At 69.2% G+C, this 20,690-nt stretch carries 14 protein-coding genes; 3 read left to right on the top strand and 11 right to left on the bottom strand.

Annotated elements, in window-relative coordinates; translation table 11 throughout:
• Window positions 1-721: 721 nt before the first annotated feature.
• Window positions 722-2,530: a type I secretion C-terminal target domain-containing protein gene (locus tag PV762_RS16020; RefSeq protein WP_421035995.1), complete on the top strand. Its 1,809-nt coding sequence runs from the start codon at window positions 722-724 to the stop codon at window positions 2,528-2,530.
• Between the two features lie 92 nt (window positions 2,531-2,622).
• Window positions 2,623-3,138 carry a DUF1697 domain-containing protein gene (locus PV762_RS16015; RefSeq protein WP_421035994.1) on the top strand — a complete coding sequence of 172 codons (516 nt, stop codon included), beginning with the start codon at window positions 2,623-2,625 and terminating at the stop codon, window positions 3,136-3,138.
• Between the two features lie 44 nt (window positions 3,139-3,182).
• On the opposite strand, the gene PV762_RS16010 is transcribed toward PV762_RS16015, so the two are convergent.
• Genes PV762_RS16010 through PV762_RS16000 form a run of 3 tightly spaced genes read right to left on the bottom strand, consistent with a single transcriptional unit; the run spans window position 3,183 to window position 7,802 of the window.
• Window positions 3,183-5,132: a diguanylate cyclase domain-containing protein gene (locus PV762_RS16010; protein WP_421035993.1), complete on the bottom strand. Its 1,950-nt coding sequence runs from the start codon at window positions 5,130-5,132 to the stop codon at window positions 3,183-3,185.
• A 58-nt stretch (window positions 5,133-5,190) separates the two neighbouring features.
• Entirely contained in the window at window positions 5,191-7,398 is a 2,208-nt protein-coding gene (locus tag PV762_RS16005) for a putative bifunctional diguanylate cyclase/phosphodiesterase (protein ID WP_421035992.1), read from the bottom strand.
• The gene (locus PV762_RS16000; protein WP_421035991.1) at window positions 7,395-7,802 is read right to left on the bottom strand and encodes an Hpt domain-containing protein; all 408 of its coding nucleotides are present in this window, start codon (window positions 7,800-7,802) and stop codon (window positions 7,395-7,397) included. Before PV762_RS16000 ends, PV762_RS16005 begins: the two co-directional genes overlap by 4 nt.
• Before the next feature lie 231 nt (window positions 7,803-8,033).
• On the opposite strand from PV762_RS16000, the gene PV762_RS15995 reads away from it, so the two are divergent.
• Window positions 8,034-9,791 (top strand): sensor histidine kinase, encoded by a 1,758-nt coding sequence (locus tag PV762_RS15995; RefSeq protein ID WP_421035990.1) that lies wholly within the window; start codon window positions 8,034-8,036, stop codon window positions 9,789-9,791.
• A 38-nt stretch (window positions 9,792-9,829) separates the two neighbouring features.
• On the opposite strand, the gene PV762_RS15990 is transcribed toward PV762_RS15995, so the two are convergent.
• The 8 genes from PV762_RS15990 to PV762_RS15955 form a co-directional block, all read right to left on the bottom strand.
• Window positions 9,830-10,447: a response regulator gene (locus PV762_RS15990; RefSeq protein ID WP_421036019.1), complete on the bottom strand. Its 618-nt coding sequence runs from the start codon at window positions 10,445-10,447 to the stop codon at window positions 9,830-9,832.
• A 166-nt stretch (window positions 10,448-10,613) separates the two neighbouring features.
• Window positions 10,614-13,139 (bottom strand): sensor histidine kinase, encoded by a 2,526-nt coding sequence (locus tag PV762_RS15985; RefSeq protein WP_421035989.1) that lies wholly within the window; start codon window positions 13,137-13,139, stop codon window positions 10,614-10,616.
• A 216-nt stretch (window positions 13,140-13,355) separates the two neighbouring features.
• Window positions 13,356-14,501, bottom strand: coding sequence for an EAL and HDOD domain-containing protein (locus PV762_RS15980; RefSeq protein WP_421035988.1), 1,146 nt, complete (start codon window positions 14,499-14,501; stop codon window positions 13,356-13,358).
• Window positions 14,502-14,514: 13 nt separating this feature from the next.
• A complete protein-coding gene (gene flgL / locus PV762_RS15975; RefSeq protein ID WP_421035987.1) occupies window positions 14,515-15,762 on the bottom strand; it encodes a flagellar hook-associated protein FlgL in 1,248 nt (415 codons plus the stop codon).
• Between the two features lie 46 nt (window positions 15,763-15,808).
• Window positions 15,809-17,785, bottom strand: a complete 1,977-nt coding sequence (flgK, locus tag PV762_RS15970; RefSeq protein WP_421035986.1) for a flagellar hook-associated protein FlgK — start codon at window positions 17,783-17,785, stop codon at window positions 15,809-15,811.
• 35 nt (window positions 17,786-17,820) lie between these two features.
• A complete protein-coding gene (gene flgJ, locus PV762_RS15965; RefSeq protein WP_421035985.1) occupies window positions 17,821-18,708 on the bottom strand; it encodes a flagellar assembly peptidoglycan hydrolase FlgJ in 888 nt (295 codons plus the stop codon).
• A 1-nt stretch (window position 18,709) separates the two neighbouring features.
• A complete protein-coding gene (locus tag PV762_RS15960) occupies window positions 18,710-19,783 on the bottom strand; it encodes a flagellar basal body P-ring protein FlgI (protein WP_421036018.1) in 1,074 nt (357 codons plus the stop codon).
• Between the two features lie 129 nt (window positions 19,784-19,912).
• Window positions 19,913-20,629, bottom strand: a complete 717-nt coding sequence (locus PV762_RS15955; protein ID WP_421035984.1) for a flagellar basal body L-ring protein FlgH — start codon at window positions 20,627-20,629, stop codon at window positions 19,913-19,915.
• Between the last annotated feature and the right edge of the window lie 61 nt (window positions 20,630-20,690).

Below are 20,690 nucleotides of genomic sequence, written 5' to 3'. Positions count from 1 at the left end.
GACACCGGCATCGACGCAAAGGCGGGCGCTCGATCCCGGCGGGGGATCCGATCGCTGCCGATCAAGACGCCGCGCATCTGCAAGACAAATGGGTCGATGACCCTTTCGAGCAGGTGCCGGACGACACCTTTGCTTCGTCAGGCCATCGACCGCTCGAACACCGGTACTCATACTGATTTCCAGATTTCCTGCGTATCAGACATTGCCCATGACTTCACCTCGCCCCCTGCCCGTCTCCACGATTGCTCCTGAACGGATCACGACCCTGCCCGGCGCCACGCCGCGACGGAGCCACGATCGCCATGACGATGGCATCGACCCGACGGTCGACGAGGCGGCCGCCTCGGAGGCGTCGTCCGTCGACATCGCGCCAGACACAGGCAGCGACTCTGACGCTTCTTCCGAAGCCTCGGTCCTCCCGCTCGCCCCAGGTGCGTCCGACGACGCGCGTGTCTATGTCGGAGGTGCCGCTCTGCTGGCGCTGACGCTGGCTGCCGTCGGCAGCAGTTCCGGAGGCGCGCATGCGCAGCCTCTGCCGGGAGGCTCGTCCACTGATCACAAGCCCGTCGATCCGCCAGCACCGCCGCCGACCGATCCGGGGACAAAGCCTGACCCCGGCACGAAGCACGATCCTCAGGCGCACGCCGATCCAGGCGCACAGCCTGACCCCGGGCACACGCCCGTCCCGGTTGCCACCGCGCCCTCCGCACCGATCGTTGCCTTGAAGGTGGACAGCGGCGACGACGCCCACGACCGGCTGACGAGTCAAGGCACCTTGACCGTGGGCGGCCTGGCGGTCGACGCGACGTGGCGTTACTCGGTGAACGGCGGCAAGACCTGGACGGTCGGGGAGGGCCACGAGATTCCAGCCGGAAGCTTCTCCGAAGAGGGGCCGCAGACGGTGCTGGTGGAACAGATCGACCGCTCCGGGGTCCATAGCGCGGCCTCCTCCTTCGACTTCACCCTGGACACCCGCGCGCCCCTGTTCGTCGTCGAGTTGCTGCACGACACCGGGGCCTCGGCGTCCGCCGATCCCGGGCATCAATCGCTGACGGATCGCGAGACACGCGACGCCACCGTGGTCGTCGACGGGCTCGAGGCGGGGCGCCCTTGGGAATACAGCCTGGACGGGGTCGTCTGGCAGACGGGTCACGGACAGGGCATCGACAGCGCCGTCTTCGGCCCTGACGACGGGGCCAAGTTCGCTCACGTGCGCCAGACCGATGCCGCCGGCAACGTCGGGGAACAGACCCTTCAATTCGACCTGGACCGCGTTGACCCGGCCGCGCCGGTGATCCGGGCGATCGACGCGAACAGCCTGACCGGCCATGCCGAGCCCGGCAACGCAAGCCTGACGTCCATCCCGCAGGTGGCCGTCACCGCCGCTCCGGGCGTGACCTGGGGCTACGAGTTCGACACAGGCCAGCACGGCTCGGGCACCGGCACCGCGCTCACCCCTTTCCTGCAGGACCTGCCGGAGGGCGCTCGCTCGGTCGTCGTCACCGTCGAAGACGGCGCGGGCAACGCAAGGGCCTCGACCTTCAACTTCACGTTGGACCGGACGCCGCCGGGACCGTTGACGCTCGCGCTGGTCAATGACACCGGCGCGAGCGCCTCCGACGGCATCACGCAGGACGGGACGATGCAGGTGGGCGACCTGCAGGCCGGCTGCCAGTGGTACTACCGGGTGACCGACGCCGGCGCAGCCGCCGGGGCGTGGACCCGAGGCGACGACGCGATGACGATTCCTACCTCAGCCCTGGGCGCCGACGGGGAGAAGCGCGTCGACGGCCTGCAGGTCGACGCCGCGGGCAACGTGAACGAGGGAGATATGCGATCGCTGACCATCGACCTGGACCGGCATGCCGACGCGCCTGTCCTGGCGCTGAAGCACGACACCGGCGGCAGCGCCGGCGACTACCTGACCACCGATTCGACGGTATCGATCTCCGGCCTGGAGCGCGGCGCCAGCTGGCTTGGATGGAGCTCCGTCGACCATCAGAACGGTCTGGCACTCAGCATGACGATGGATGCCGCCGGCACGTCGGGAGAAGCGCTGGTGGCCGGCTCCGGGACGAAGGAACTCTGGATCCGGCAGACCGACCTTGCCGGCAACGTCAGCACCTGGCAAGTGCTCGACTGGCTGGCCACGACGGAGGATGCCGCCGCAGCCACGGCGCCGGTGTTGAGGAACATCGCCAACTCCGGCGGCACCCTGATGCACGGCACGCAGGGAGGTGACACGTTCATGTGGGATCCGAAGACGATCGGCTTCACGCCCATCGACGTGGTCACCAACTACAAGGCGGAGGAGGGTGACGTGCTGGACCTGAGCGGCATCGTCGCGATCGCTCCGGGACGGACACTCTCGGACTACGTCGCGAAGTTCGCGCAGTACGAGGACCACGAGGTGATGCTGGCCATTCATGCGCCGGAATCCAATTTGATGGACTACGAAATCAGCCTTTGGAATACCAGCGGCGGAGACCCCGTGCGCGTCAAAGTGGGCGACGACGTGTTCACGATCTGAGCTTTCGGGGCGGGCAGGCTGCGGGGTTGTCGCCGCAGCGCCCGCAGGGCTCGTAGACTCCGCCGATCCTCTGCTCACTCCGGAACTTCCCCATGCCCCGTTACGTCGCTTTCCTCCGCGGTGTCAGTCCGATGAACGCCCGGATGCCGGACCTGATCCGCGCGTTCGAGGCTGCCGGTTTCACGCGGGTGAAGACGGTGATCTCCAGCGGCAACGTGGTGTTCGATCACCCCGGCGCGCCGGTCGACGAACTCGAACGCATCGCCGAACAGGCGATGACCGACACGCTGGGCAAGACCTTCGGGACCACGGTGCGGCCGGTCGAGCACCTCGCCCGCCTCGTCGACGCCGACCACCACGCCCCGTTCAATCCACCGTCGGCGGCCAAGCAGCTGATCACCTTCCTGAAGCGCCCGCACGAGGGTCAGGTGTCGCTGCCGCTTGAAGGTGACGGCGCCGCGATCTGCAAGCTCGACGGCGTGGAGGTTTACAGCCACTACCTGCCCAACGACAAGGGCCCGCTGTTCATGACCATGCTGGAGAAGACCTTCGGCAGGCAGATCACGACGCGCACCGTGGACACGGTGCGCAAGTGCATCAAGAGCTGACGCGGATTCCGGTCTGCCGGCTCAGGCCCGCCAGGCGCCCGGCCTCAGGCGACGCACGCCCGGTTCTTGCCGGTGCGCTTGGCCTCGTAGAGCGCCTCGTCGGCGCGGTCCAGCGCCTGCTCCATCGTCTCGTTGCCGCGGAACAGCGTGACGCCGGCCGAGAAGGTGACGAACACGTCGCGCCCCTCGTGCATGAACAGGCTGGCCGACAGCGAGCGCTGCAGTCGCAGCAGCACCGCCTGCGCTTCCTCGAGCGGCGCCTCGGGCAGGATCAGCACGAATTCCTCGCCGCCCCAGCGGCCGACCTTGTCGCCCGGCCGCAGCATGCCCGACACCCGCGACGCCAGCGCCTTCAGCGCCTCGTCGCCGGCCGCGTGGCCGAGGTTGTCGTTGAGCTTCTTGAAGTTGTCGATGTCCAGCAGCGCCAGCGCCAGCGGCTTGGGATCGCGCTCAAGCTTGGCGCGTTCGGTCTCGAAGGTGGCGATCAGGCCGCGCCGGTTGGCGACCTGGGTCAGCTGGTCGGTCTGGACCTCGCTGGACAGGCGGCGCAGCTCGCCTTCGAGCTGTTCGACGCGACCGGCGAGCTGCGTCGCGCGGTCGTGTTCGTCGCGCAGCCGGCCCTGCGTGTTCTGCACCAGCGACTGCACGCTGCGGCTTTCCTCGACCATCTCGCGCACCACGCCCGCCAGGCTCTCCAGCGAGTCCGCCTGCTCGATCACGGTGGCGTACTTGCCCACGCTGTCGCTGAAGCGGTCGGTGTGCTGGCCGAGCTCGCCGAGCTCCTGCAGCATCCGGTTGATCAGGCCCTTGAGCGCGTCGCGCGCGCGGCCGCGCTCCTCGCGCAGGCTGTGCTGGCGCTCGCGCGTGCCGTGCAGCAGCTCGCTGACCGAGCGCACGCTGCGCGCCGTCAGGCCTTGCGCCAGCGTCTGGCTCATGGCCTCGCACTGGCCCTGCGCCCAGGAGTCGTCCTCGGCCAGGTCCGCCAGGCTGCCGGTCAGTTCGCCGCAGAGCTTGCCCAGCTCGGTGAAGGCATGGTTGCGGTGGTCCAGCCAGCGCCGCGCGCGGATGCACAGCGCATCCATCTGCGCGGCGCGTTCCGGCGTTGCGCCGTCGCGGACCAGTTCCGCATGCGCCACGCCGAGTTCGTCGATCAGTTCCTGCGCCCGCGCGTCGTCGGATTGCAGTGCGTGGCGCACGGTGCCGTTCAGGTGCGTGCCGACTTCGGGCCACGATTGCAGGCCCGGGCCGGACGGTTCAACGGCACCGCCCATCAGCGTGTCGAGCGAACCGTAACGCCCCCCTTCGGCGTTGGGAACGGCAGCGGCTGCGCCGGACTCGTCCGGCGGCTGCGCGATCTCCTCGTCGGTGAAGAACTGCGTCGGCGTGCCCGAACGCTCCTCATCGTCGTCATCGTCCTGCACGGCCGTCGCGGCCCGCGTCGCGCCGGTGCCGACCGTGGAAGGCAGTTCATCCAGTGGCGCCGGCTGCGTCTCGACGCGCGAATCGCCGACGTCGGAATCCCAGCTCGCGACCAGCTGCTTCAGGCGCAGGGTCAGGCGTTGCGGGTCGCTGCGGTTGCTCTGCAGCACGCGCAGCACGCCGTCCTTCTTGCGCGCCAGCGTCCATTGCCGGCCGCCGCGTTCCAGGCCGCGCATCATCCGCTCGATCAACTGAGCGAGCTGTTCCGCCTGCGCGCCGGGTCCGTGCGTCTGCTGCAGCGCTTCCAGCGCGCGCTGCAGTTCATCCCACTTGCCGTCGCGCACCTGCATCGCGAAGCCCTGGCGCTGCTGCGGATCCGGCACCGCCAATCCCAGCAGCCGCGCCACGGAGGCCTGCGCGCGCTCGGGCAGCTGCGTGGCCGCGCCTCCGCGGGCGGGCTCGCCGGACTCCTGCGCATAGGCGCGGGCGTAGTTCTCGGGAGTGGGTTCCAGCTTGTCCAGCGCCAGCCGGCGCAGGGCCGCTTTTGCCAGGAGAGCGGGGGGCTGCTGCGGCATCGGTCGGGACTCGGTGAATGCGGGGGGAGGGCGCTGACGCTCGCGGCCTGAACCGGGCTCAGCGTGTCGGAAGGTCGTCGCCGGCGTCGGACGTCGGCAGGATCCAGGGGGCCTTGCGCGGCAGCACGGTCTGCGCCAGCCAGCGTTCCAGGTCGTCCGGGGGCAGCGGCTTGCTGAACAGGAAGCCCTGCATCAGGCTGCAGTCCAGCCGGCGCAGCACCTCCATCTGCCGCAGCGTCTCGACGCCCTCGGCGATGACCTGCAACCCCAGCGAGCGTGCCAGCGCGATGATCGCGGTCACCACCGCCGAACTCTGCGGCGTGATGCCCAGGTCGCGCACGAAGCTGCGGTCGATCTTCACTTCGGAGATCGGCAGCGTCGTCAGATACGCCAGCGACGAATAACCGGTGCCGAAGTCGTCGATCGAGATCTCGACGCCGACCTCGTTGAGCCGGTGCAGCGACGGGATCACGCTCTGCAGGTCCTTCATCAGGCCGGTCTCGGTGATCTCGAGCTGGATCGCACGGTGGGGCACGCCCCACTGGCTGACGAACTGGTGGATGTGCTCGACCAGGTCCGAACGTTCGAACAGCCGGTTGGGCAGGTTCACCGCGATCGACTCGCTGAAGCCGAAATTCAGCTGCCAGACCTTGGCCTGGCGCGCGGCCTCGCGCAGCGCCCATTCGGACAGCGGCACGATCAGGCCGGTTTCCTCGGCCAGCGGGATGAAGTCGCCCGGCGGCACCAGCGTGTTGCCGCGGCGCCAGCGCATCAGCGCCTCGGCGCCGACCATGCGGGCGGTGCGCACGTCGATCTTGGGCTGGTAATGCAGCACCAGCTCGTCGCGTTCGATCGCCTTGTGCAGCGCCGACTCGAGCTCGAGCTTCTCGCGCCCGCGGCCCGCCAGCATCGGCGAGTACAGCGCCGACGCGTTGCGGCCCTGGTTCTTGACCGCATACATCGCCACGTCGGCGTTGCGCAGCAGGTCGGCCATCGTCAGGCCGTCGCGCGGGTAGAGCGAGATGCCCACCGACGCGGTCACGAAACATTCCTGGCCGGCGATGAAGATCGGCTCGCGCAGGGCGTCGAGCACGCGCTGGGCGACGCGTTCGGCGTCGCTCTCGTCGCCGACCTCGGGCAGCAGCGCGACGAACTCGTCGCCGCCCAGGCGGCCCACGGCCTCCAGCGTGCGGTGCGAGCGCGTGCCGACGGATTCCAGCATGCCCTCCATCACCTGGTCGCTGTGGCGCACGCAGGAGCGCAGGCGCCGGCCGACTTCCATCAGCAGGTCGTCGCCGGCGGCGTGGCCCAGCGTGTCGTTGATGACCTTGAAGCGGTCCAGGTCGATCAGCAGCAGACCGACCTCGTGGCCCATGCGACGGCCGGCCTCGATGGCGCGCTCGGCGCGCCACATCAGCTGGCGGCGGTTCGGCAGGCCGGTCAGCGCGTCGAAGTTGGCCAGCTCGCGGATGCGGTCCTCCGCCATGCGGCGGTCGGTCACGTCCTGGATGACGCCGGTGTAGCCGCAGGCGTTGCCGTGTTCGTTGAACTCGGGCTCGGCTTCGATGTGGATGACGCGCTTGCGGCCGTCCAGCAGCGTGAAGGGCAGGTCGGTCACCAGCACCGAGTTGTGGGCGACGACGTCGCGCAGCAGTCGCATGAAGAGCAGGCGCTCCTCGCGCGGCACCATGCGCATCACGCCGATGAAGTCCAGCGGATCGGCCGGCCCGCGGCCGAAGACGCGCAGCGCCTCGTTGGCCAGCTTGAAGCCGTGGCCGGTCTGCCACTCGAAGCTGCCCATGCGGGCCAGGTCTTGCGCGCGGGCCAGCTTGGACTTGCTGCGCTCCAGTTCCTGGCGCGTGCGCGAACTGCGCAGCATGTAGCGCAGCCGGCCGGCCAGCAGCCGCCACTGGGTGGACTTGACGAAGAAGTCGGTCGCGCCGGCCTGGTAGGCGCGGTTGATCGAGGCCTCGTCGTCGAGGCCGGTCAGCATCAGGATGGGCGCGTTCTCGAAGCCGGGCAGGTGGCGCAGCCGCTCGCAGGTCTCGAAGCCGTCGAGCTCCGGCATCAGCGCGTCCAGCACGATCAGTTCGGGCGTCCATTGCGTGACCAGCTGCAGCGCCTGCAGCCCGCCGGTCAGCGCGGTGACCTCGAAGCCGTGCTCCTGCAGCGCGGCCTCGCTCAGCATCAGGTTGACCGGGTCGTCGTCCACCAGCAGGACGCGCGGCCGTTCGATCAGTTCGCCTTCCTTCAAGACGCGGCTCATCGTGAGGCTTGCACCAGTTGCTGCATGGCACGCCGCGCGGCGACGATGTCGTCGAGCACGGTCCCGATCAGGTCGGCCAGGCCGTCCTCGCGGCCGGAACGGGCGAGGGCCTCGATCTCCGCGCAGCGCTGCGACAGCACCGTCGCGCCCAGGCTGGCCGCGGCCGACTTCAGCGTATGCGCCACGTGGCGCAGTCCGTTCAGGTCGCGCGGCGCCTCACGCCCCGCGGCAAGCACCTGTTCCTGTTGATCCAGCGACTTGAGGAAAGCGGCCACGACACGGTCCAGCAGATGGTTCACGCCCGCCGGGTCCAACTCGCGCAGACGGGCGAGGGCCTGGTCGTCCAGCACGGCGGGTTCGGGCTGCGTCCGGGAGGGCATGGTCGTGGCGTAGTCTGGTGACATCTTCTGATCATGGCGCCGCGGGAGGTTCCACGCGGAGTTGCGGACCATTGTCGTTCACCGCAAGGATGCGAGCGTGCGAAAAAGCAGTCAATTCTGGTGTTCTTGGAGACGTCACTCGGGGTAAGTCCTGGGGTGGGTGTCGCATCCATGCCGCCGCGGGCGCAAACCGGCGGCGCCACCACCCGCGTTCGAGGCCCGGGGGCCTCCGGTTGCCTGCCTACAATGGTCCGCATGAACAGGTTGGGGGAAGCCGCCGCGCGCCGTCGGCCATGGAAGGGAGCCGTGCTGGCCTTGGGGCTGGCGGTCGTGGTCCTGCTCCTGCTGCTGGCGCTCAACCTTGAGCCCACCGGCCCCGGCCTGGTGCTGACCGCCGTGATGGCGGGTGCCGCGCTGATGATCTTCGTGGCCGCGCTGACCTGGCACCTGGCGGTGCGGCTGGCGCGGGCCCAGTTCGGCGAGCTGCTGCGCGAGAGCCGCCAGCAGGCGCAGTCGCTGACGCATCTGCAGCCGGACTGGCTCTGGCAGACGGATGCGCAGCATCACCTGGTCCGCTGGCAGGCGCCGCAGGGCGCGCCCGCGTCGAGCTGGGCCGGCACGGCGATGAACGGTGCGGTGACGCAGCGGCTGTGGGAACGGTTCCAGTCCTTGCCCGCCGTGCCGCCTGGATCGGGCGATGCGCCGGCGGACACCGCGCCGGCAGAGCGAGGCTCGGACCTGCGCGGTCACGTCGAACCGGGACAGAGCTTCGATCGCCTGCGCGTGGTCGACGGACAGGGCCGTCGCTGGGAACTGCGCGGGCAGGCGATGACGGATGCGGCGGGGCGCTTCGCCGGGTATCTCGGCGCGGCGCGCGCGCTGGACGAGGCCTCGACGACGGGATCGGACCTCGCGCTTCCGGGGGCGTCCGGCGCATCCGGCGTGGCCGTCGCCTCCTCCACCGACTGGCTGCAGGCGCTGCCCGGTCCCGCATGGTTGTTGAGCGACGCGCGCGGCGCCGTCGCCGGCAACGACGCTGGCGGACAGTCGGGGGGCGGTCCCGGCGCCGCCACGCGCCTGATCGATTTCAACGACGCCGCCGCGCAGATGATGGGCGGCTCGGAGGCGCGGGGTCAGCTGTGGCGTGCCTGCGAGGAACGTCTCCCCGAGGAGCTCCGGCAGGCGCTGGCGCAGCCCGACCTGCAGTCCGGCAGCGCCTGCGGCGCCTGGTGGCTGTGCCTGACGGCGCTGCCGCATGGCGGCGGGTCGCTGCTCAGCCTGTGGCCGCAGGGCGCGGTCGAGACCGTGCCGGCGGCGCTGGCCATGCAGGCCGCGGAGCAGGCGCGGGCGGACCAGGCCTCGTTCAGCTACACCGTGTCGCACGACCTGCGCGCGCCGCTGCGCGTGGTCGAGGGCTTCACCCGCATCCTCAAGGAAGATTACGGCCGGCTGCTGGACCGGGCCGGCAACGATCACCTGGACCGGGTGCTGGGCGCGTCGACGCGGATGCAAAGCATGATCGACTCGCTGCTGGCGTTGTCGCACCTGTCGTCGCAGGCGCTGCGCCACGAGACGGTGGACCTGTCGCTGCTGGCGTCGCAGGTGGTGGATGAGCTGCACCGCGGCGCGCCGACGCGCTCGGTCGATGCCCAGGTGCAGTCCGGGCTCAGGGTGCAGGGGGATCCCACCTTGCTGCGGATGGTGCTGGAGAACCTGATCGGCAACGCCTGGAAGTACAGCGGCAAGCGCGACCACGCCGAGATCCGCTTCGCGTCCGAACAGCGCGAAGGTGAACGCGTCTTCGTGGTCACCGACAACGGCGCGGGATTCGACATGCGTTTCGCGGACCGCCTCTTCGGCGTGTTCCAGCGGCTGCACAGCGCTAGCGACTTCCCGGGCACCGGCGTGGGGCTGGCCTCGGCGCGGCGCATCGTGCGCCGGCATGGCGGCGACATCTGGGCCGAGTCGGAGATCGGGCAGGGCGCCCGGTTCTACTTCACCCTGCCGAACTGAGCATCTCGCCGACCGCCGCGGCTGGCCGTGCGGCCAGATCAGCTCCCGAGCGCGAGCTGCTCGACGGCCTCGACGATGCGACGGGCCTGTTCCGAGGTCTCGATCGACTGCTCGGCGGCCATGCGTTCCAGACGCGACAGCGCCTGCGCTCGGGTCAGCGAGTAGCGGTGCATCAACACGCCCAAGGCCATCGCCTCGACGACTTCGAGGGAAGCGCCGGGTTCGGCGACGGGCACGTGCGGCGCGGCGACGGTGCGGGCGGGCCGGTTTGCGAAGGCGGCCTCGACGGCGGGGACGATCTGGTGGATGTCCAGCGGCTTGACGAGGTAGGCGAGGGCGCCGAGTTCCTTCACCTTGGCGATGGTGGCCTCGTCGGCGAAGGCCGAGAGAAACATGAAGGGCAGCTGGAGGTAATCGCGCAGGTAGCCGGCGACGTCGAAGCCGGTCATGCCCTCCATGCGGATGTCGAGCAGGGCGAGGTCGGGGCGGTGCTGGCGGGCGATGAGGATGGCGTCGTCGCCGTTGTCGGCGTCGAGCACCTCATAGCCGGCCTGGGCCAGGCCATGCGTCAGGGTGGCGAGCACCAGCCGGTCGTCGTCCACGACCAGGATGCGGCCCTTGCCGCTCGCGCCCACGTCCTTGTTCACGCTATCCACCCTGCTCAAGCTGCTCACGCTGCTCCCGAATCCAAGGCCAACCCCAATCGATGGGGGACCTGGGATTGTCACCGAAATGATGCAGGCGGGTCTGCCGCCGTCGGACCCCGGTTTCGGGTGGTCACAAGTGACCCGGTGGGGGCCCGACCGGTGGTGGCCGGACGGCTCAGAGCGCCTCCAGCAACTGCACCCCCGGCGGCCACAGGCTGAGTTCGCAGAGGACCTGCTCGCCCTCCTGCGTGAGTCCGAGCAGCGCGCTGCGCCGCGGCAGCAGCGCGCGCACCAGCCCGAGGCCCGACACGCCGCCGCGTACCTGTGCGAGGTCGAAGCCCGCCGGCAGCGTCCCGCGGTTGATGATGCGCAGTACCACCTGCTCGGGCTCGAAGCGCAGCTCGCAGCGCACCGGCGTCTCGCCGCCATGCTTCACCGCGTTGGTGAACAGCTCATTGAGCGTCAGCGCGATCGGGATCGCCTCGGCTTCGGGCAGCCCCCAGCGGTGGGACTGCTCGGCCATCGCGCCGTCGACGTCGACCAGGATCTCGCGTCCGAACATGCGCTGCACCGACCCCATCACCGCCTCGACGACCTTGCGCAACCGCAGCGGTCCCGACATCCCCACCTGCAGTCCGTAGACCTGCGCGATCGCCTGCACCTGGCCGACGGCCTCGTTGATCACCGTGCGCACCTCGGGACGCCGCGCGGCGATCTGCTGCAGTAGCCCGGCCACCCCTTGCAGGTTGTTCTTGATCCGGTGGTGGACTTCCCTCACCAGCAGCTCGCGTTGCGCGATCGCCGCTTCCAGCCGCGCAGCCTCCTGCGCGCGCTGCTGCGTCACATCGGTGGCGACCAGCAGCAGCTGTTCCGGCTCCAGCTCGCCGCTGGCGTCGTTGACGCCCGCCAGATGCAGCAGCCGGGCGTCCCAGATCCTCGCCTGGCCGCGCACCGTCAGCCGATACTCGCGCTGCAGCACCTCGCTGCTCTGCAGCGCGAATTCCATGTCCGAGCGGATCGTCTCCGCCTCGTCGCCGCTGCCGAAGAGCGCCTCCAGACTCGCGCCGAGCAGCTCTTCCTCGGGCCGTCCGGCCAGCGCCGCGGCGGCCTGGTTGATCTGTCGCACCTGCAGGGTGCGCGCATCGTGCAGGCTGATGGCGATGGGCGCGGCTTCGATGATCCGGTGAAGCGAGGCCTGTGCCTGCTGGCTCTGCGCCTCCGCCTGCCGGCGGCGTTCGATGTCGAGCAGCGCGTAGGTCAGTTGGCGGGAACTGTCAGGCCCCACCGTCGCCACTGCGTTGCCTACCACCCAGAACTCGCGGCCGTCGCGGGCGACCACGCGGCATTCGAAGGTCTCGGCCTGTCCCTCGGGCAGTTCGTCCAGATACTGGGTCTGACGGAACGGATGATCAGGGGCTTCGGTCGCGACGCTGCTGATCGGCTGACCGGAGAATTCCGGCAGATCGCCGCCGAACATGCGCCGCGCCGAACGGTTCATCCATTCGATGCCCTGCCGGCCGACGGTCACGATGCCGACCAGCACCGAGTCGAGCACCGCGCGCTCGCGCTCGGTCTGCAGGTTCAGCGAGTGCTGCAGCAGCTCGTTGCGTTCCTGGGCCTGATGATGGTCGGTGATGTCGACGGTCAGCACCGAGGTTGTCTTCTGGCCCGAGGCCAATTGACCGATCTCCACGCGGGTCATCAGCCAGCGCAGCCCATGCTCGGGATGCCGGACCGCGTAACGCGCCACCGTCGGTGTCGCCTGCTTCAGCGCCTGCTGGAGCTTTTCGTATTCGGCACGCGATTCGGGCTCGACCATGTCGCGGTTGACGCCCTGCAGGGCCGGTGCCGGGCGCATGCCCTCGTCGCCGGGAACCGGCGGTGGAGGCGGCGCGCCAGTGCCCGGCCGCGACCAGCCGGCTTCCGCCTGGAAGGTCGCCAGCCCCACGCCAGCGGTGTCCATCAAGGTCTGCAGCTGTTGCTGAGCGAGTTCCAGGTCTTGCTCCGCGCTGCGGTCCTCGAGCATCACCAGCGTGCGCGGCCGCGTCCACGGACCGCTCAGCCGGCGCGCGCGCACGCGGATCCAGCGCCGGCGGTCGCCAGGCGGCGCCAGCAAGGCGTTGCGGTGCGATTCCTGGCCCGACTCGGGCGCCTTTGCATGCAGCAGGTCGCGCCACTCGGCCGGCAGTTCATGCAGGCTGATCGGCATCTGCGGGCTCAGCCGCCGGCACAGGGCCGCGAAGGCGCCGTTGAAACGCAGCAACAAGCCCTGGTCGTCGTGCATGAGCGCAGGCAGCGGGCTGAGATCAAGCCACTGGTCGATCTCGGACTGCATCCGGTCCGCACGTTCCCGCGCCGCCAACTCGGTGCTGTGATCCTGCAGCAGCGCCAGACCCAACCCACCCTCCAGCGGATGCACCCAGGCCTGCAGCAGATGATCGCGACCCTGGTCGTCAACCAGACGCAGTTCCTGCGCCTTGCCGCTGGGGAGCAGTCGCTCACCCTTGAGCGAGATCGCCCCCATCAAGCCCTGCAGCCGGGCGTTGGTCAGCAAGACCTGGCCCTTGGCGTCGAGCACGAAGGCCGGCCATGGGCCCTCCCACAATCCGGCCAACAGGTCGCCCAGCGCCAGCCCGCGCGCCGTCAGCAGCGCGCGCAAGGCGTCGAGATCGGAAGAGGCAAGGGGGAGTTGGGTGGACACGGGCCGAGTTTATGCCGGGTGGGGACCGCCTACCTGCCACGGTCGGGGCGTTGGCCGCCAGGTCGCAGGGCCTTGGCCGCAAGGGCCAAAACCCCGCGACCTGCCGTCCCCCATCGACGTCTCACTTCCACAGGTTTGCTACCGAGGACCGCAATGGAAAAAGGCCTCGCGGCGTTGGCGGCGAGGCCTCTCGGTGCGCTGCATGGACGCCCGCGATCACTCGAGCTGCGCTGCCTTGTTCAGCGCGCGCAGCACGGCGCCGTTCACTTCGTCCGGCCCCAGCATCAGCGTGTCGAGCGCCGCTCGGACGTCGAAGACCGATTCGTTCTCGATCGCCTGCACCAGGTCCAGGTAGCCCTTGTACGGACCGGTCTGCTCGACCAGCGCCTGGCGCACACGCTCCGGCACAGGGATGGACTGCAGCAGCTTTTCGAAGGGCTGCTTGAGCATGTGGTCCAGCAGCGAGAAGAGGCCGCAGATGAACATCTCGTCGCGGACTTCGGAGTCCGTCATGCTCTTGGCCAACTCTTCCATGACCAGGCCGCGCCGCAACGCGCCGAACATGACCGGACGCATCGCGTGGTCCTTGCTGGCCGTGGCCAGCAGCAGGGCCAGCCAGCGGCGCAGGCGGGCATACCCCAGCAGCATGATGGCGTGTCTGAACGAGGAAACCTCGACCGACAGGCCGAAGGCCGCGGAGTTCATGTAACGCAGCAGCTTGAAAGCCAGGCTCGGATCACGCTTGAGCGTCTGCTCCAGGCGCTCGACATCCTCACCCTGGTCGACGCGCGACATCAGCTCGACGATGACCTGCAGGTCCGCCTGCGAGTCGTTGCGGGCCGCCGGAGCGGCAGGCGCCTCGAACTCGCCGTGCACGGTCCAGCCCAGCACGCCGGCCGCGCCGGCATCCAGTGCCTGCTTGAAATCGGCGCCGTTGCGGGCGCCCGAGATCAGCACGGATTTGCCGGCGGGCAGCGGACCGCCGCCCAGCTCCTGCAGGTCCAGCACCAGCTGCTTGAACCCGGCCGCGTCGGAGCGGCCCTTGATCAGGGCGCCGCGGGCCTGGGCCTGCGTCGCGACGTCCGCGTCGGACAGCAGGAAGGCGGGGACTTCAATCTTGAAATTGCCCGGGAGCGCGGCGGCAAGCAGGCCCTTGAGCAGGCCTTCGTGGGCCACGTTCAGCAGCACGGATTTGGTCGGGAAGGCCTCCGCCAGCGCCGCGAGCAGCTCGCCCGCGTCGGGCGTGCCTTCGGGGCGAAGTGCGAACACCGTGACGCGGGTGGCCTCGATGTCGAAGGACTTGGAAACCAGGGGCGCGTACCCCAGGGCCACTTGGCCCAGCACGGCGTGTGTCGAGTTCATTCAGATCGGCGCATCAGGTGTTGATGTACTGGAACAGCGACATGCGCTGCACCATCGAGTAGGTCTTCAGCGCCGCATCGTAGCCCGTCTGCTGATTCTGGAAGTCGGAAATGCCCTGGGTCATGTCCAGATCCTCTGCGGCAGATTGCTCAGCCTTGTTGTAAACCTTGAGCGTCTGCAGCCGGGACTCCGAACCGTCGAGGTTGTTCATCTGTTCGCCCACCTGGCTGCGCACGTTGGCGAGGTTGCCCATGACGGCGTCCAGGTCGCGCAGGTTCATGAGGTTGTTCTGCGTGATCTCGGGGCCGGTGCGGCCGGTGACCTTGAGCGATTCGATGGTGCGGTCCAGCACTTCGAAGAGCTTGAGGTCGGCCGTGGAGGGCTTGACGCTGAAGGTGTCGCCGTCGGAGGGCGCGCCGGCAAGCGTCATCGCCATGCCGTCGAACTTGACGGTCTGGCCGGCGGCGTAGTTGTCGCTGGCGACGGGCACGTGGCCCTGTGATTCGTTGAAGACGGTGAAGGTCTGCGAGGGGGCGGTGCCGCTGACGACGATGCTGTAGCTGTCGCCGGTGATCAGGGCCGGATCGGTGACGCGACCGGAGTCGATGTAGCCGGTGGAGGCCTTGCCGGTCAACGCGTTGGGCGCGGGGCCGGTCTCGAAGGTGCCGTTGCCGCTGCGCGCCTGCTCCCAGGCCTGGCGGCCGTCGACGCTGAGCGGATAGTTCTCGAGGTTGCCGGTCGTGACGCTGCCCGAGATGCCCTCAAAGCCGACTCCGCCGCCGGTGCGGTTCCCCGCGGCGTCGCGCTGCACCGGGTTGTCGAGGAAGGGCGTGCCCGAGGTGCCCTGGCCGGAGAAGAGGTAACCGCCCGCGCCGTCGGTGCGATTGGCGATCGACAGCAGCTGGTCGCGCAGGCCCTGGACCTTGTTGGCCAGGCCTTGGCGTTCGGGATCGCTGTAGCTGGCGTTGCCGGCGGCGACCAGCGCCTCGCGGATCTGCTGCATGAGTTCGTTGGCGTCGCCCAGCGCGCTTTCGGCCAGCGTCATGCTGTTGCGGCTGGCATCCAGCGCGCGCTGGCTGGCGTCGACCTGACCGATGGAGGTGCGCGCGCGCTCGGCACGTGCCGCGCCGGTGGGGTCGTCGCTGGCCTTCTCGACGCGCTTGCCGCTGGTCAGGCGCTGCTGCGCTTCCTGCATCTCCTGCTGGCGGCGCTGCAGCGTCGCGATGCTGGAGTCGAACATGTTGTTGGTCGAGAGTCGCATGGCTGCGTCCTTCAGGGTTCAGGCGATCGGTGCACGGGTCGGCGCGTCAGCGGCCCACCACGCTCAGCAGTTGGTCGAAGAGGCTCTGCGCGGCCTGGAGCATCTTGGCGGCGGCCTGGTAGCCCTGCTGGAACTGCATGAGCTTGGCCGCCTCCTCGTCGAGGTTGACGCCGGCCTGGCTGGAGCGGGTCTGCTCGGCGGAGGACGCCACCGTGGTGGAGACCTGCGCGAGGTAGTCCGCGCCCTGCACGCGCGAGCCGATGTCGGCCATCGCGGCGGCGTAGGCCTCGTTGACGGTCTGGCCGCGCGACAAGGTGCCGTCGACCTGCAGCTGCTTGCCCAGGAAGGGCTCCTTCTGCATGGCGAGGAAGGCCTTGGCGTTGCCGTTGTTGGTGGACACGACCTGGTCCGAGACCTGCATGGCGATCTTGTCGCCTTCGCGCGGCACGCCGTTGATGCTGAGTTCGAAGCCGAGGTCGATGCCGTTGGCCGGATCGTTGCCGATCTTGCCGCCGGCCTTCCAGGTGCCGCTGACCTGCGTGTTGTCCGACAGGGTGATCGTGTAGTCGATGCTGTTGTCGGCATTGACGGCGCCGAACTGGACGGTCGCGGGCTGCTTGCTCTTGTCGAACTTGTCGTTGATCGCGTAGAGCGTGTCGACGGTGGCCGTGCCCTTGTTGTTGATGTTGGTCGTGCCGATGATGGGCGAAGCCGCCGCCAGGCCGGACGGATCGTCCAGCGCGCGCTTGAAGCTGCCCGCCGCGTTGGCCACCGGCTCCAGCAGGAAGCTGTCGCCCTGCTGCATGGTGCCGGTCGTCGAGAGGCTGATGCCGTAGGCCGCCTTGATCTGGTCGTTGCTCATGATCGTCGGCTGGCCGCCCGGGCGCACCGAGATCTGGTAGCTGTCCGGCGTGCCGGTCGGATCGGGCGTGACGGTGAACGACAGCGCCGGGACCAGCGAGCCGTCGGTGACGGTCGCGCTGACCTTGGCGTCGCCGCGGTTGGTGGTCGCCGGGAGCACCGTGGGATCGGCGATGGTGAAGAGCGGTCCGCCGGCCTGCGCCGTGAGGTCGATGCCCAGGCTCTGCTGCTCATTGACGCGCGACGCGATCGCGGTCGCCATCTGACCGAGCAGGTTGCGGGCGTCCTGCAGGTGGGTGTTCTGGTAACGCAGCATCGCCGTCAGCGTGCCGCCGGTGAGCGTGCTGTCGTCCAGCACGCGCGTGCCGCTGGTGTCGGTGATCGAGAGCTGCGCGCGCGCGCCGTCGTAGGGATCGGGCGTGACCGAGAGCTGCTGCGCCTGGCCGCCGAGCACCAAGACCTGTCCGCCGCCGATGAACACGCCGGTCGTGCCGTCGCGGGCGTTGGGGACGGTGCTGACCTGCACGTACTGGCTGAGCTGGGAGATCAGCTGGTCGCGCTTGTCGAGCAGGTCGTTGGGCGTGTGGCTGGTGCCGGCCGAGCGCGCGATCTGGTCGTTGGCCGCGGCGATCTGCTTGGCGAGTTCGTTGACCTGCTTGACATCGGCGTTCATGTCGCTGACGACGCCGGACTGCAGGTCGGCGAGCTGCTGGCCCGCGCTCTGGAATCGCGCGGCGAGCGCTTGCGCCTTGCCCAGCACGACCTGGCGCGCCGAGGGATCGTTCGGGCGGCTGGCGACGTCGACCAGCGCGTTCAGGAAGTCGTTGGCGGACTGGCCGATGCTGTCGTCGCCGGTGGGGAAGAGCTTCTCCAGTTGCGCCAGCTGCGACTGCATGGTCGTGTCGGCGAAAGCCTGCGACTTGGCGGCCGCGGCCTCGCGGGTGAGGAACTCGTTGTGCGAGCGGGTCACCGTCTGCACGTTGACGCCCTTGCCGAAGTAGCCCGCGCCGGTGAACTGGCCCTCGGGCGTGGTCAGCACGACTTCCTGGCGCGAGTACCCCTGCGTGTTCGCATTGGCGATGTTCTGGCCGATCGTCTGCAGCGCCGCCTGGTTGGCGAACATGGCGCGCATGCCGAGCGAGAGCAGCGGGGAGGTACTCATGGCGGGGTCCTCGGTCTTTCCTCAGCGACGGGCGATCAGGCCAGCGCGCGCTGCACGCGCATCGTGGTGTTGATCGTGCGCGCGAGCTTGGTCGCGTATTCGGGATCGGTGGCGTAGCCGGCCTTCTGCAGGCCCTTGGCGAAGCCCTCGGCGCTGCCGGTGTTGGCCTTGGCGACGACGTCGCGGTAGCGGTCGTTGTTGCCGATCAGCTTGGCGTAGTCCTTGAAGGCCTCTTCATGGCTGGCGTAGGCGCGGAACTTGGCCGTCACCTTGACCGCCTTGCCGTCGATGTACTCGGTGGTCTGCACCTCGGCGACCTTGCCCGTCCAGTTGGCGCCGGCCTTGATGCCGAAGATGTTGTTGCTGCTGGTGCCGTCCTTGTTCAGGATCTCGCGCTTGCCCCAGCCGGATTCGTGCGCGGCCTGCGCGATCATGAAGCTCGCCGGGATGCCGGTCGCCGCCTGCGCGGACCTGGCGGCGGCGTCGTGCTTGAGGATGAAGTCCTGCACGTGCGGCTGCACGTTCTTCACGGCCATCGCCGGCAGCTGCGGCACCTTGGTCGCATCCTTGGCGCTCGGCAGCTCGCCGTCCTTCACGCCGAGCTGGCGCTGCAGGTGGCGCTCGATGGCCTGCGACAGGCCGCCAGGCAGGCCGGTCATCTTCGCGGCGTACTGCTGGTCCAGCATCTCGCCGCCCATCTGGGTCGCCGAGTTCTCCATCATCCCGCTGTTCATCGTGGCCTGGCGCATGCTCTTCATCACTTCCTGCATGAAGAGGGCCTCGAACTGGCGCGCGGTCTCCTTGACCGCGGCCTTGGGGTCGCGCGACGCGGTGCCCTTGAGCTGCTCGACCGAACGCGTGTCGGACGACAGGCCGTTCACGCCCATGCCGAGCGCGGTGCTGAGGGGAGTGGAGAGGGCCATGTCAGATCACCTCGAGTTCGGCGTTCAACGCGCCGGCGCTCTTCATCGCCTGAAGGATCGCCAGCAGGTCCTGAGGCGTGGCGCCCAGCGTGTTGAGCGCCTTGACGACGTCGTTCAGGCGCGCGCCGGCCGGCAGCTGGATCAGCGAACCGGGGTCCTGCTTGATCGAGATGTCGGTCTTCTGCGTGACCGTGGTCTGCCCCCCGGACAGCGCGTTGGGCTGGCTGACCTGAGGCGTGCTGGAAATGGTCACCGCCAGGTTGCCGTGCGCGACCGCGCAGGGCTGCAGCGTGACGGCCTGGTTCATGACGACCGAGCCGGTGCGGGCGTTGATGACGATGCGGGCGGACGGGATCTCCTGGTCGAAGCTCAGGTTCTCCATGTCGGCCAGGAAGGCGACGCGGGCGTCCGGCGCCAGCGGGGCGCGGACCTTCACGACGCGGCCGTCCAGCGCCATCGCCGTGCCTTCGCCCTTGGACTTGTTGATCGCCTTGGCGACGGCGCGCGCGGTGCCGAAGTCCGAGGCGTTCAGGTCCAGTTGCAGCCACTCGTTCTGCTGCAGCGGCGTGGGCACGCTGCGCTCGACCAGCGCGCCGCCGGGGATGCGGCCGGCGCTCAGGTGGTTGATCTGGACCTTGGAGCCGCCCGCGGACGCGCCGGCGCCGCCGACGATCAGGTTGCCCTGGGCGATCGCATAGATCTGGCCGTCGGCGCCGCGCAGCGGCGTGGCGATCAGCGTGCCGCCACGCAGGCTCTTGGCGTTGCCCATGGAGGACACGACGATGTCCAGCGGCTGGCCGGGCTGCGCGAAGGGGGGAAGCTGGGTGGTGATCATCACCGCCGCGACGTTGCGCGGCTGCATGGTCACGCCGGGCGGGAGCAGCACGCCGAACTGCTGCAGCATGGCGGTGATGCTCTGGCCCGTGAACGGGGCCTGCGTGGTCTGGTCGCCGGTGCCGTCCAGGCCCACCACCAGGCCGTAGCCGGTCAGCGGGTTGGAGCGGACGCCCTGCACCGCGGCGACTTCCTTGATGCGCGTCGCCTCGGCCGGCGTCGCGATCGCGAGCAGGGCCATCAGCGACAGCAGGCCGGAGGCCAGCAGGCGAAAGCCTCCGTGGCTGGGGCGGGAGAAGAAACGGGGGAGGGTGTTGGGGTACATCTCGGTCACACGGTTGCAGACTCGTGTGACCGATTGTGGGGAAACTTAAACGGGCGAAAGGTTCAAGAAGAAGCGGGATAGCCAGCCAATTCCGTGTGCGTCCGCGACGGCGCCGCGACCGCGCTGCTCGACCCGGACGTTGGCGATCGCCGTCGAGGCGACGATGTTCCCCTGGCGGATCGATTGCGGGTCGACCTGACCGTAGAAGCGCAGGATGTCCACGTTGGCGTTCACGCCGACCTGCTTCTCGCCCGAGATCAGCAGGTGGCCGTTGGGCAGCACGCCGGTGACGACGGCGGTGATGGTGCCGGAGAAGTCGTTGGTGTTCTCGTTCGTGCCCTTGCCGGTGCTCTTGCTGGACGAGGAGCCGCCCACGTCGGCACGGCCGGCGCCGAAGGAGTTCCCGGCGATGCCCGGGATCGCGGTCACGCCGGCGGCCAGGGCGCCGCTCTTGTCCAGTTCGCTGGTCGACTTCTGCGTCGCGCTGACCTTTTCGGTGATCGTCACGGTGACGATGTCGCCGACCAGGCGGGCGCGGTGATCCTCGAACAGCGGCCGGTAGTTCGCGTTCTGGTAGATCGCGCCGTTGTTGGCGGAGGCCGGGATCGGCTCGGGCATCTTCACGACCGGCGCGGGCTGCATGTCCACCCGCGGCTGCGGGTACATCGTCGAGCACGCGGTCAGCGCGAAGGCCGCCGGCACGACGGCCAGGGCAACGAACGAGCGGGGAAGGGAACGGGGCAGGGACGGGAACGAAGGCATGACAACTCCTAGGATCGCGGACAAGAACGAAGGCCACCGCATCGTCGCGCGGGCGCTCAAC

The organism is Mitsuaria sp. CC2, from assembly GCF_048957715.1.
Classification (GTDB): domain Bacteria; phylum Pseudomonadota; class Gammaproteobacteria; order Burkholderiales; family Burkholderiaceae_C; genus Roseateles.
This window is presented reverse-complemented; position numbering and strand designations above follow the sequence as displayed.

Bases quoted from the DNA above. Each gene is read 5' to 3' on its own strand.
- PV762_RS16015 (WP_421035994.1), top strand. From the start codon at position 2,623: ATGCCCCGTTACGTCGCTTTCCTCCGCGGTGTCAGTCCGATGAACGCC.
- PV762_RS16010 (WP_421035993.1), bottom strand. From the start codon at position 5,132: ATGCCGCAGCAGCCCCCCGCTCTCCTGGCAAAAGCGGCCCTGCGCCGG.
- PV762_RS16005 (WP_421035992.1), bottom strand. From the start codon at position 7,398: ATGAGCCGCGTCTTGAAGGAAGGCGAACTGATCGAACGGCCGCGCGTC.
- PV762_RS16000 (WP_421035991.1), bottom strand. From the start codon at position 7,802: ATGTCACCAGACTACGCCACGACCATGCCCTCCCGGACGCAGCCCGAA.
- PV762_RS15995 (WP_421035990.1), top strand. From the start codon at position 8,034: ATGAACAGGTTGGGGGAAGCCGCCGCGCGCCGTCGGCCATGGAAGGGA.
- PV762_RS15980 (WP_421035988.1), bottom strand. From the start codon at position 14,501: ATGAACTCGACACACGCCGTGCTGGGCCAAGTGGCCCTGGGGTACGCG.
- flgL (WP_421035987.1), bottom strand. From the start codon at position 15,762: ATGCGACTCTCGACCAACAACATGTTCGACTCCAGCATCGCGACGCTG.
- flgK (WP_421035986.1), bottom strand. From the start codon at position 17,785: ATGAGTACCTCCCCGCTGCTCTCGCTCGGCATGCGCGCCATGTTCGCC.
- flgJ (WP_421035985.1), bottom strand. From the start codon at position 18,708: ATGGCCCTCTCCACTCCCCTCAGCACCGCGCTCGGCATGGGCGTGAAC.
- PV762_RS15960 (WP_421036018.1), bottom strand. From the start codon at position 19,783: ATGGCCCTGCTCGCGATCGCGACGCCGGCCGAGGCGACGCGCATCAAG.
- PV762_RS15955 (WP_421035984.1), bottom strand. From the start codon at position 20,629: ATGCCTTCGTTCCCGTCCCTGCCCCGTTCCCTTCCCCGCTCGTTCGTT.